The 12,245-nt window shown below is 45.8% G+C and carries 10 protein-coding genes and 2 tRNA genes; 10 read left to right on the forward strand and 2 right to left on the reverse strand.

Features of this window, described 5'->3' with window-relative positions:
* Nucleotides 1-168: 168 nt before the first annotated feature.
* Genes ccmA through J2X05_RS06680 form a run of 8 tightly spaced genes read left to right on the forward strand, consistent with a single transcriptional unit; the run spans nt 169 to nt 9,419 of the window.
* A complete protein-coding gene (gene ccmA / locus J2X05_RS06645; RefSeq protein ID WP_310070331.1) occupies nt 169-873 on the forward strand; it encodes a cytochrome c biogenesis heme-transporting ATPase CcmA in 705 nt (234 codons plus the stop codon).
* Nucleotides 866-1,564 carry a heme exporter protein CcmB gene (gene ccmB, locus J2X05_RS06650; protein ID WP_310070334.1) on the forward strand — a complete coding sequence of 233 codons (699 nt, stop codon included), beginning with the start codon at nt 866-868 and terminating at the stop codon, nt 1,562-1,564. Before ccmA ends, ccmB begins: the two co-directional genes overlap by 8 nt.
* 48 nt (nt 1,565-1,612) lie before the next feature.
* Nucleotides 1,613-2,365, forward strand: coding sequence for a heme ABC transporter permease (locus J2X05_RS06655; protein WP_310070336.1), 753 nt, complete (start codon nt 1,613-1,615; stop codon nt 2,363-2,365).
* Nucleotides 2,366-2,367: 2 nt separating this feature from the next.
* A complete protein-coding gene (gene ccmD / locus J2X05_RS06660; protein WP_310070337.1) occupies nt 2,368-2,574 on the forward strand; it encodes a heme exporter protein CcmD in 207 nt (68 codons plus the stop codon).
* Between the two features lie 37 nt (nt 2,575-2,611).
* Nucleotides 2,612-3,076, forward strand: coding sequence for a cytochrome c maturation protein CcmE (ccmE, locus tag J2X05_RS06665; RefSeq protein ID WP_310070339.1), 465 nt, complete (start codon nt 2,612-2,614; stop codon nt 3,074-3,076).
* On the forward strand, nt 3,066-5,072 hold the full coding sequence (locus J2X05_RS06670) for a heme lyase CcmF/NrfE family subunit (protein WP_310070341.1): 2,007 nt from the start codon (nt 3,066-3,068) through the stop codon (nt 5,070-5,072). Before ccmE ends, J2X05_RS06670 begins: the two co-directional genes overlap by 11 nt.
* A complete protein-coding gene (locus J2X05_RS06675; RefSeq protein WP_310070343.1) occupies nt 5,065-5,616 on the forward strand; it encodes a DsbE family thiol:disulfide interchange protein in 552 nt (183 codons plus the stop codon). The genes J2X05_RS06670 and J2X05_RS06675 overlap by 8 nt, the downstream gene beginning before the upstream one ends.
* Before the next feature lie 29 nt (nt 5,617-5,645).
* Nucleotides 5,646-9,419, forward strand: coding sequence for a TonB family protein (locus tag J2X05_RS06680; protein WP_310070346.1), 3,774 nt, complete (start codon nt 5,646-5,648; stop codon nt 9,417-9,419).
* Between the two features lie 463 nt (nt 9,420-9,882).
* Here J2X05_RS06680 and J2X05_RS06685 read toward each other — a convergent pair.
* Both J2X05_RS06685 and J2X05_RS06690 read right to left on the reverse strand, forming a co-directional pair.
* A tRNA-Asp gene (locus tag J2X05_RS06685) sits at nt 9,883-9,959 on the reverse strand.
* Between the two features lie 40 nt (nt 9,960-9,999).
* Nucleotides 10,000-10,075, reverse strand: a tRNA-Val gene (locus J2X05_RS06690).
* A gap of 273 nt (nt 10,076-10,348) precedes the next feature.
* Between J2X05_RS06690 and J2X05_RS06695 the strand changes: the two genes are divergently transcribed.
* Both J2X05_RS06695 and ccmI read left to right on the forward strand, forming a co-directional pair.
* A complete protein-coding gene (locus J2X05_RS06695) occupies nt 10,349-10,837 on the forward strand; it encodes a cytochrome c-type biogenesis protein (RefSeq protein ID WP_310070349.1) in 489 nt (162 codons plus the stop codon).
* Nucleotides 10,837-12,117 carry a c-type cytochrome biogenesis protein CcmI gene (gene ccmI, locus J2X05_RS06700; protein ID WP_310070352.1) on the forward strand — a complete coding sequence of 427 codons (1,281 nt, stop codon included), beginning with the start codon at nt 10,837-10,839 and terminating at the stop codon, nt 12,115-12,117. The genes J2X05_RS06695 and ccmI overlap by 1 nt, the downstream gene beginning before the upstream one ends.
* Nucleotides 12,118-12,245: the final 128 nt, after the last annotated feature.

Below are 12,245 nucleotides of genomic sequence, written 5' to 3' on the forward strand. Positions count from 1 at the left end.
CGAATAGATATTAATGTGATCAAAAACGTAAATTGGGGTGCTATGCCGATGCGCAGATCGCTATAATCGACGGCCTCGAAAAGCCGTTTTGCTGGGTCGATTTGCAGAGTATAGCGGCTCATAAGACGTTTCCTGTAGCTACCATACACGCCAAGGCAAATAATAAGCATGACCGAATCGGTAACTGAGGCGGCAATTCCGCTGCTTGAACTGCGTAATCTTGGCTGTGAGCGGGATGAGCGATTGCTATTTTCTGGGTTGGATGTGCAACTATTTCCCGGTGACGTGGTGCAAATCGGCGGCCCCAACGGCGCGGGGAAAACTACTTTATTGCGTGCCCTTGCGGGCATTAGCACGGATTTTCATGGCCAGATTCGCTACGCTGGACAGGCCCTGCCGGAAGCAGCTTGGGAGTTTGCTGGCGATAGTCTTTATCTGGGTCATTTACCGGGTATAAAAAAGGCTTTAACACCTGCTGAAAACCTGGAGTGGTATAAAGCCCAAAGTGGCGCTGCTATTTCTATCGGTGATGCTTTGGCAGCGGTCGGTCTTTATGGTTATGAGGATACGCCCTGCTACCAGCTATCGGCAGGGCAGCTGCGCCGGGTTGCCTTGGCCAGGTTGCATTTAAGTTGTGCGCGTATCTGGATTCTCGATGAGCCTTTTACCGCTATCGACAAATCGGGCGTCAGCCAGTTGGAGGCGCTTATCGCCCAACAGTCAGCCAAGGGTGGGGTGGTGATCCTTACCTCCCATCAGGATTTAAGTCTGCCTCAGCTGCGTATGGTGAATCTGCAGGATTATCAATCCGCACGCGATAAAACTAAAATTGGACTTGGTAGTCTGAGCGACGGGGATGCATATCATGCGTGATAATTCCCCAGCGGCGAGTCTATTGGGTGGATTTATCGCCAGCTTTCGTCGCGACTTATTGATTGCTGCGCGACATAAAGCGGAGCTGACCAATCCGCTAGTGTTTTTCCTGATTGCAGTAACCCTGATTCCGTTGGGGGTCAGCCCGGAAAAAACGGTATTGGCGCTGCTCGCACCGGGAATTGTCTGGGTGATGGCGCTCCTGGCCACGCTCTTGTCGCTCGATGGGTTATTTCGCAGCGATTACGACGATGGCTCCCTGGAGCAGATGTTGATTAGCCCACAGTCACTGTACTTTACGGTGATGGCAAAAGTGTTGGTGCATTGGTTGGTATCAGGGTTGCCTGTAACCCTATTGGCACCAGTGTTGGGTTTAATGTTGAGTTTGCCAATCGAAGGTTATCTGCCACTGTTGGCATCCTTGGCATTGGGTACCGCATCCATGAGCTTGATCGGCGCGGTGGGTGCAGCCTTAACAGTTTCGCTGCGCAAGGGTGGTTTGTTGTTGTCCCTGATTGTGATGCCCCTGTATATTCCCGTATTGATTTTTGGTGCGAGCGCAGTACAGACTGCTGTGCAGGGCGGTGCAATTGGCATGCAACTCGCAGTGTTGGGTGCATTTCTCGCATTGGCGATAGTGCTTGCTCCAATCGCAGCACTGGGCGCTTTGCGTATCAGTACAAATGGTTAACTAATAATAACGATCAGCTAACAGCTTCAGCGACAAGGTCTCACAACTATGGCATGGCAATGGTTTCACCGGTTAGGTTCTCCCCGTTGGTTTTACGAAAAAACAACTCCCTGGCTGCCGTGGTTAGCCACACTCAGCATCGCACTTATTGTGACTGCTGCCGTTTGGGGGCTGGCATTTGCACCGGCCGATTTTAAGCAGGGCAATAGTTACCGCATTATTTATATTCATGTTCCCGCCGCATTTTTAGCCTTGGCGGGTTATTACATCATGGCGATTTCCGGTGCAGTTGGTCTTATCTGGAAAATGAAGTTGCCGTTTATGGTGATGAAATCTGCTGCACCGATTGGTGCGTTGTTGACGTTTGTATCCCTGGTTACCGGCTCAATTTGGGGTAAGCCTACTTGGGGAACCTGGTGGGAATGGGATGCGCGCATTACGTCTATGCTGATTTTATTTTTCCTCTATCTCGGCATGATCGCCCTGCAGCAGGCCTTTCAACACCGCGATACCGCCGATAAAGCCAGTGCCGTATTAGCCTTGGTCGGTATGGTGAATATCCCGATTATTTACAAATCAGTCGATTGGTGGAACACGCTCCATCAACCTGCAACGATTAAATTCACCAGCAAATCCAGTATTGATCCGTCGATGCTGTATCCGCTGTTAACTATGGTGATTGGTTTTTATGTGTTTTATGCCCTGGTGTTGTTACTCAATACGCGTGTTGAAATCCTGCGCCGTGAAAATCGCACCCAGTGGGTCAATGATTTAATTAGCACGACAAATAAGAGGGCGTGATAATGAAATTCCAGTTTGAATCAATTGCTGATTTTATCGCCATGAACGGCCACGGCCCTTATGTGTGGGCTTCTTATGCAATTACCTTCGCTGTGCTGATTTTTTTATTGGTCAGTCCGCTATTGCAAAAAAAGGCATTTGTAAAACAACAGATAAAACAACAAAAGTTGGCACAAGCGAATAATTCCGCCAGTGAATTGACTGAATAAATAACTTTCCGTATTAGCTGAATAGAGCGCGACACCTATGCACCCGCTTCGCAAACAACGTTTGATGATCGTTATTTTTATTGTGGTTTTCTCCAGCGTCGCTGTAGGCCTAATGGCCTACGCCTTGCGTGAAAATATCAATTTATTTTATCCACCCAGTAAAATTGCAGCGGGCGATGTGCCGCACAATACCCGTATCCGCGCGGGGGGCTGTGTGAAACCGGGCAGCGTACAGCGCGCCAGTGATTCACTGGAAATTCGCTTCTTAATTACCGACGGTATTTCAGATGTAAAAGTTAACTTCAATGGAATATTGCCGGATTTATTCGCTGAAGGTGAGGCCGCGGTGATCAATGGCATAGTGACTGAGTCGGGCGAGATAAATGCCAGTGAAGTCCTCGCCAAACACGATGAAAATTACACGCCTCCTGAAGTTGCTGAAGCAATGAAAGATAAAGGCGAACATCAAAAAACCTGCGAGGGCCTGAAGTATGGCGCTTGATTTCGTTCAGCTAGCACCGGAGATGGGGCAATTCGCCCTGATATTGTCCTTGTGCTTAAGTGCAGCGCTATTTGTATTGCCGTTAGTGGGTGCGCATTACGGTAGCAATGTGTTGATGCAATCCGGCCGCTCACTGGCAACTGGTTTTTTTATCTTTGTCTCCTTTGCATTTTGTTGCCTTGTTTATTCATTTTTGCACGATGACTTTTCCGTCAAATATGTTGCCTCTAATTCCAATTCGCTGCTGCCTTACTATTACAAAATCAGTGCGGTCTGGGGCGGACATGAAGGCTCATTACTACTTTGGATTTTAATGCTCGCCGGTTGGACGTTTGCAGTTGCTATATTTAGCCGCTCACTCCCGCTGGATATGCAGGCGCGCGTGTTAGCAGTGATGGGTTTTGTTGCAGTTGGATTCCTATCGTTTATTTTATTTACCTCTAATCCCTTTGATCGCATTCTTCCTATTCCACCACAAGATGGCAGCGATTTAAATCCACTCTTGCAAGACATTGGTCTGATCATTCATCCCCCTGTGTTGTATATGGGCTATGTTGGATTTAGTGTGGTGTTTGCATTTGCGATTGCCGCGTTATTAACCGGTCGTTTAGACAGTGCCTGGGCACGTTGGTCACGTCCTTGGGCAACCATGGCCTGGGGCTTTTTATCCGTTGGTATCGCACTGGGAAGCTGGTGGGCGTATTACGAATTGGGTTGGGGTGGGTGGTGGTTTTGGGATCCGGTAGAAAACGCGTCTTTCTTGCCTTGGTTGATTGGCACTGCATTAATTCACTCGCTTGCAGTGACAGAAAAGCGCAGCTTATTTAAAAGCTGGACAATTCTGCTCGCCATCTTTACGTTTTCGTTAAGTTTGCTGGGAACATTTTTAGTTCGCTCCGGTGTGCTTACCTCTGTTCACGCTTTTGCTAATGATCCAGAGCGCGGCGTATTTATTCTCGGTTTCTTCCTGGTGGTGGTGGGTGGTTCGCTAACACTTTTTGCTTTGCGCGCTCCTGTCGTAAAAGGCTCCGCTGGTTTTAATTTGTTATCGCGTGAGACGTTTTTGCTGGCCAACAATATTTTGCTCACCATTATTATGATTATGGTGTTGCTGGGTACGCTTTATCCACTGGTTGCTGATGCGCTTAGCCTTGGTAAAATTTCCGTAGGCCCACCTTACTTTAATTTGTTCTTTTTGCCTCTGATGGGGTTGCTCTGCTTGTTAATGGCATTTGGTCCGCTCTCCAATTGGAAGCGTACAACAGGTTTGCAATTGGTAAACCTCTTGTGGAAGCCCTGGGCAATTAGCCTGGTGATTGGTTTGGTATTCCCGCTCATCTATCGCGACAAATATGAAATCCTCGCCGCGCTGACTGTCTTTATCGCAAGTTGGATAGTTACCGCATTGCTTGCGGACTTGTTTTATCGCTTGCGCAACAGTGATTCGTTTTTTGCTGGCCTTAAAAAACTGAGTTTAAGTTACTTTGCCATGGTAGTTGCACATGCTGGAATTGCGGTGACTACTGTAGGTGTTGGGTTGACGAGTATATACACAGAGCAGCGCGATATTCGTATGGAAGTAGGGCAGAAAGTCACTGTTGTTGAATACGATTTTATCCTCAATAAACTTACCCATATTGACGGCCCCAATTACACCGCAGAAGAAGCGCTGATCACTGTAATGAAAGACGGCAAATTTTTGCGTGAAATGAAACCGCAAAAACGCCGCTATCTTGCAAGTGGCAGTACTATGACAGAAGTCGCTTTGGACGTGAGTTTATTCCGTGACCTCTATGTCGCCATGGGTGAACCCTTAACCGAGACCGCTTGGGCGATGCGCGTGCACCTCAAACCTTTTGTGCGCTGGATTTGGTTGGGGGCATTAATGATGGGCTTTGGAGCAGTGCTAGCTGTCGCCGATAAACGTTATCGCAAAGCGATTAAGCAGGAATCACCCGCAGTAGAAGTTCCAGTGGGAAAGTTAGTCAATGAATAAGCAGCGTTTACTTTTATTTGTTCCCTTAGCTATTTTTGTATTGCTAGGTGTTTTATTTTGGCGTGGCCTCTCGTTAGATCCTAACGAGATGCCATCTGCATTGCTGAATAAACCCGTTCCTGTTTTTGAATTGCCAGTGTTGCCGGCACCGGAAAATCCGCAAGGGTTGGTCAGTGCAAATCAGGACATGTTAAAAGGCAAAGTCAGCTTGTTAAATGTTTGGGCAACCTGGTGTACTACTTGTCGGCAAGAACATGAATTCCTTAATACGCTCAAAGCGCAGGGTATTCTTATCTACGGTATTAATTACAAAGATAACGCCGAAGATGCGCAGCGCTGGCTGGCGGAATTGCATAATCCCTATGTGTTTAGCGTGGTCGATGAAGAAGGTCGTTTAGGGTTGAATCTCGGTGTGTTTGGTGCACCGGAAACCTATGTGATAGATAAAAAGGGTGTGATTCGTTACAAGCATATTGGTGATGTGAATCAGAATGTATGGACTAAAGTGTTGGATCCGATAATAAAAGAATTGCAGACACAATAAGTTCAGTTGCGATCTGCCAGTTAAGATAAATGGATGTATTGATAATGCGTATAAAATTTGCATTTCTGTTTGTGGTTTTGTTGAGTTGCGAAGGTTTTGCAATTGAGCAAAAAGATCAGCTTCAAGTGGCTCCTCATGCGTCATGGATCAATCCCCAAGCTCTGCCTCATGTCGACGTAATACCTCAGGATAAAATTAATAGCGGTGTTTATTACCTCTTGGTGGATGAGCAGTTGCGTGTTCCACAGCAGGGAAAGAATGTTTTCTATTCACATTACGCGGAGAAAATTGTTAACCAGTCCGGTTTGCAGGAATCCTCGCAGGTTAACATTAATTACGATCCAAGTTATCAAACCTTCACATTTCATACTCTATTAATCCATCGCGATGGCAAACCTTTTGATGCTTTGCCCAAGATAAAATACTCGGTTCTGCAACGTGAACAAGAGTTGGAAAACTCCCTTTACGATGGCAGTTTGACCGCCAACATTATTATCAGCGACCTGCGTGTTGGTGATGTAGTTGAATATAGTTATTCCATCACTGGTGATAATCCTATACACGCAGGGGCGTTCTATTATCGGTTTTACACACAGTGGACAGTTTCCTTGCGCCAGTTATATTTCAGGCTGTTATGGGAGCGCGAAAATGAACTTTATGTTAAAACTAATAACTCGGCACTGAAGCCGGTTATCAAGCAATTGGGTGGCGCAAAAGAATTTATCTATCAGACTGCAAACACTGAGCCTTTGCAGACCAACAATCAGACCCCTGATTGGTATAACCCTTATGGAAGAGTGGAAATTTCAGATGTGGCGCACTGGGCAGATGTTGTGGTCTGGGCCCAGGCACTCTACGAGTCCGCAATTGAAAGTGATGGTGCAATTGATCAGTTGGTAGCAGATATCCAGCGCAAACACAGCACTAAGGAAGATCAAATTGAGGCTGCATTGGATGCAGTCCAGTCACAAGTTCGTTATTTAGGTATTGAAACCGGTGTAAATTCTCACAAGCCATCAAAAGCTGGGGAGACGTGGCAGCGGCGCTACGGCGATTGTAAAGATAAAACGGTGTTGTTTATTTCCTTGCTTAGGCAGATGGGAATTGCGGCCTATCCTGCTTTAGTTGATACAGATGATAAGCAAGAGATAATCCATCGCTTGCCCGCGGCGACAGCATTTAATCATGTCATAACCAAAGTGGAGTTGAATGGTAAAAATTACTGGCTAGATCCTACAAGGCAGCATCAACAATCCAGTCTTGCCGATATTTATCAGCCAGATTATGGCTATGCCTTGGTAGTTGCTCCGGGTTCGACTTCGTTGACGAAAATGACTCACAAACGAATATCAGCACAGATCATTGAAGAGGAGTTGGATCTTTCGGGCGCGTTTGATAAACCTGCATCATATCGCATCACCACAAATTACAGAGGACTCCAGGCTGAAACCCAGCGAAATAAAGCAGCTGAAACCAATCTCCGTTCAACTGGTGATCAATATCTTAATTTTTACAAAGGCTACTATCCAACTATAAACTCATCTGCACCGGTTGAATTTAAAGATTACCCAGGTGAAAGTCATTTTCAAGTGCGAGAGGCCTATTCCATTGCCAATATTTGGCAGACTAGCGAATCAAACCAGAATCAAAAGTATGCCGGCGTGTATGCAAGTATTATTGAAACTAATGTTCTTAAACCCGATGAGTTACATCGCAATTCACCTTTTGCGCTTCGTTACCCAGATTCGATTACTCAAAAAATCCAGGTAAAAGTAAGAGACGACTGGGGTTTTGAGCAAGAGACTGTTGTCGAGGATAATGAGTTTTTTCATTACTCTAGCAATATCAATTTTGATTCAGAAAAAAATGTTCTGAATTTGATCTATAAATATGAAACCAAGAAGGATCATGTTCCGGCAGAGAAAATCAATGAGTATGCCAGTGCAAGAAAAAAAGTTATGGATGACATTGGTTACAATGTTTACCAGCCAGCAGTTGCACAGGCAAATAGTTTTCACTACGAAGATTATCTGTATTGGTCATTATGTGTTGTTTTTTTATTATTGCTGGTGCTGGCGTTTATTGGTTGGTATCGGGATAAAAAAAGGCAAGAGTACAATCTAGCGGCCGTCTTTTTTCCGGTAAGCGTGGTGAAATTTATTGTATTATCTGTCTTCACCTTTGGGATTTATCTATCTTATTGGTTCTGGCGCAATTGGATTTATGTGAAGCGCTACGATAACAGTTCAATTTTACCTTTTGCGCGTGCATTTTTTTCTCCATTTTGGTATTACCCGTTCTATCAAGCTTTGATCTCGAATGAGCAGGTAAAAAACCGACTCTATTTACCGGCTTCATTGGGTTTGGCGGCTGCACTGGCATTGCTATTTTTTGTTGCCAATATTGCAGCGAATAAAGCCCCTGCTATTTACGATGTGGCAGCTATTTTGGTGTGTATCTTGCTGGTGCTCCCCCTGGTTATCCAAATCAATAGAATTCCGCAAAAAGATGCCAATATTTATGCATATAACTCGCGATTTCGTTGGAGACACTTGCTAATCATTTTGTTTTTTTTGCCCTTTATGTTGCTTTACATAGGTGTGGAATCCGGTTTTTTTGCCAATACAAAAGTAATAGATGGAAAGCAGTTGTGGTCATATCACGTCAAATTTATGCAGCGTAAAGGTTTAATTGAGGAAGACGAAACCATTCAGCGCTTTTACAGCTCGGCACTCCTTGATATACGCAAAGACGGTAATGGCTTTACCAATACCAGTGTTTTTTCTTATTGGGAAGAAGAGGGCGAATTGCAACATCAGTCATTACCACTGGCAGAGGTAAAAGATATTGAACTATCTTCGCAAGAGGCAGAGGACTCAAATGATGCAGTAGTAAAGATTTATCCTGAGGATGGTGAACAATTTATTCTGTATGTTTCAAAAGAGGCTGATGGTCATAAGCAGTTTTATAATCAGCTCAAAAAAAACTGGTCAATGGAAAAAGTCAGGCAGGAGCTGAGAATAGCTTTTCCTTTACCTGAAGATCGAATTAAATATAAAAAGAACAATATCTATACAATGGTTGAACGGTTAGTCAATTTGCTCTATGAAAGTGATGAGTCTGGAGCGCGGAGTTATGCACTTGCAATACTGTATGAGAGCGGCAACTCCGTTACCCGAAATTACGAGCGGGCGATATATTTTTACAACAAAGCTTATGAATCCGGGCATTTGGCTGCGGGAGTGCGTTTAGCTTGGCTTCTATCTGTTGTAGATGATAATGAACTGCTTAAACCAAAGCGTGCGATAAAAATCATCCGTGCAGTCTTAAAGAAACAAAACACTCCTGCTAACCGTGAAGTACTTGCAGCTGCTTACGCCGCTAATGGTGAGTTTGATCTGAGTATAAAAACCCAATCTGATGCTTTAAAAGATTTGTTTGGTGTTGCTGCTGAGAAAGCGCAACAAAGGCTTGCTGCCTATAAGTCAAATCAGATTTGGGTGGAATCATTAAGTACACATGCTATTGCAACAGAAGCTATGCCGGTAATTAAAACTCCACCGAATTATCCTTACAAAGCTCTGGATGAGAAACAAGAGGGAATTGTATTGGTTCAGTACGATGTTACAGATTCCGGTACTACGACCAACATCAAAGTGGTGAGCGCGGAACCGCAAGGATATTTTGAGGAGGAGGCAATTAGTGCTGCACAAAAATTTGTCTATATCCCCTCCATTGAAAATGGTGTGCCCAAAGTCACTCGTGGAGTAAAGAATCGTTTCACATTCGAGCTTGATGATTAGCCCCATGTTGATTTGAATCAATTTTAGCACCCCCACTCTTTTATAGACTGATAGTGTCAGTCTATGGAGGTTTCTATGTATATCGATTCAATCGTTCTTTATGGTCTAGTGATAGTTGCATTGGCTTGCATCATGATTACTTATGTAGGTATCTACGCCTACAAACATATCAAAGAAGATTCTGCAAAGGCGGATCAGGGGATAAGCAACAAGGCGGTATGATCAGCTTTGATCTCCAGCGAAATATCCGCGAAGATTCCTTTTGGGGTCTTTTTTGGAGATTTTTCTAAATTACTTAACTGCACAGTACAGAAAGGAATTTGATTAAGTTGACTGGGGAAATCGATCTAATGAGTGAGGTTTGATGGGCATAGTGTTTGGTAGTGGTAGCGATGTTTAGTCGCTATGAAATTACAGCCATAAAAAAAGCCCCAGATGTGGGGCTTTTTTTATTACTAAATAGTGGCGGACCGGACGGGACTCGAACCCGCGACCTCCGGCGTGACAGGCCGGCATTCTAACCGACTGAACTACCGGTCCGCAGCGTCACAAAAAACCACAGCTACCTTGTGAGTAAGAGTGGTGGGCGGTACAAGACTCGAACTTGTGACCCATGCCTTGTAAGGGCATTGCTCTACCAACTGAGCTAACCGCCCAAGATTTCACGCTTTTCAGCGCTCACCTTGTTGGTGGCGCGTATTCTAATCATGTAAAACTTTGGGTCAACCTTTTTTTTACAGATTCTTTAAATTTCTCCTGAAAATTCAAAAAGCGGTTGCGAAACAAACACTTGTGATCGGTTTTTGCTCTTGGTGGCAAAATTTCCCGCTCTCGCTTATGAGTTGTTATACTCGCGCAAAATTTTCATCCAATGCCGCGGAAGCCTGTTTATGTGCGCAACTCTAATAAGACTTTGCACCTGTCTCGGATTGTTACTCCTCTCTTTTTCCAGCTTTGCCGCCATCGAAGTACATGAGTTTGATAACGATGTTGATCGCCAGCGCTACCAAACCTTTATTGATGAAATGCGCTGCCCCAAATGTCAAAACCAGAATCTTGCCGGTACCAATTCGCCCATCGCTGAAGACCTCCGGCGTGAGCTGGTTTTCATGATAAAAGACGGCAAATCGGATAAAGAAATTGTGGATTTTATGGTGGAGCGCTACGGCGAATTTATTTTGTATCGCCCGCGTTTATCGCCTGCCACCCTGTTGCTCTGGGGCGCTCCGGTCCTTTTACTGGTTTTTGGCGTAATCATGCTTCTACTTATAGTACGCAAGCGCCGTCGCCTTGATGTGGCGGGGGATGCAGGTCTGTCGTCTACTGAGCGCGAGCGTTTGGCAAGTTTGCTAAATCCCCCATCTAATAAAGAAACTGCTAAAAACGCGGATAAAAAATCCAAACAGGAGAAACAATAATGATGTCCTTGTGGGTTGGGGTTGCGCTACTGAGTGTGTTGGCGTTGGGTTTTATTTTTTGGCCATTGGTGCGTTACGGCAAGCAGCAAAATGGTCAGTCGAATGAAGTGGTTGCTGATCGTCTTGCTGAAAATGTGCGCTTGTTTCGCGAGCATATTGCGGAGTTGGAGGTGCAATTAACTGCAGGTCGTATCGACCAGGAGCAGTTTGAGCAATTGAAGTTGGAGCAAGAGCGTGCGCTGCTGGAGGATGAAGCAGATATTCGTGCAGCACAGCAGAGTCGCACCTTGGGCGCTGGACTCAAAACACTCAGTATTATTGGCGTTTTGCTCATTACAGTGAGCTGGGGGCTTTATCAGCATTTGGGTAGTAGTGCTGATGTAGAGATTCGTTTGGCGCAGGAGCTCAAGCAAGAGTTGGATAACAAGGACTATGAGGCTGGCCGCAATCCTGATCCGGTGCGCGCGCGTGAAATGGTGCGGCTGATTCAGGCTCGCTTAGCCGATGAGCCTGAGCAACTTCAATACTGGTTTTTCCTTGCGCGTATGCAGATGGATTTGAATGACTTTGGCCAGGCCGTTAATGCCTATCAGCAAGTACTGCAGCGCGATGCCAGTTCCGCGATGGTGATGGCGGAATTAGCGCAGGCGATGTTTTTGCGCGATGACCGAAAGATGAGTCAGCCGATTACCGATTTGGTTGAAAAAGCGCTTAAGGCTGAACCCGACAACACTATGGCGTTAGGCTTGGCAGGGATAGATGCGTTCGGGAAGAAGGATTACGTCAATGCCATCAAATACTGGGAACGCACCGTCAAGTTAACAGGGCAGGATTCCCCGGGTAGTCAGGCATTAGTTGCCGGTATTGAGCGCGCTGCGACCTTGTATTTTGCTGAGGGCGGCACTGAAGCGTCGCTTGCTGCTGCTCGTGCCGGCCGGCAATTAACTATCAACGTTAGTTTGGCCGAGGGTGTGACCGCGAGCCCTGAGCAGATCGTGTTTGTGTACGCACGCACCTGGCAGGGTGCCAAAATGCCACTGGCGATTACGCGCGTACCAGTTTCCGAGCTGCCCAAGCGGGTAGTGCTGACCGAGGCTATGGCAATGACACCAGCGATGAGTTTGGGCTCGGTGGACAATGTGGAAGTAGTTGCCCGCATTTCGCAAGACGGTACAGCAACAGCAAAAGCGGGCGATTGGCAAGGCAGTTTTGGCCCTGTGGATATGAAGGCGGTACCGCCTGATGTCAATGTCAAGATTGATCAAAAAGTAACGCAATAATCCTGGTGCTTTAGCGAATTACCAAGTTTCTGGGTGAAAATTAAACAGACCGTCCGGCATTATGATTTTTGCTGGAGGGGGCGGGTGTAAAGCGGCACACAAATGTGTAGAATCCCGCCCTTACAGGT

Origin of the sequence: Cellvibrio fibrivorans (assembly GCF_031457055.1) — a bacterium.
GTDB lineage: Bacteria > Pseudomonadota > Gammaproteobacteria > Pseudomonadales > Cellvibrionaceae > Cellvibrio > Cellvibrio fibrivorans.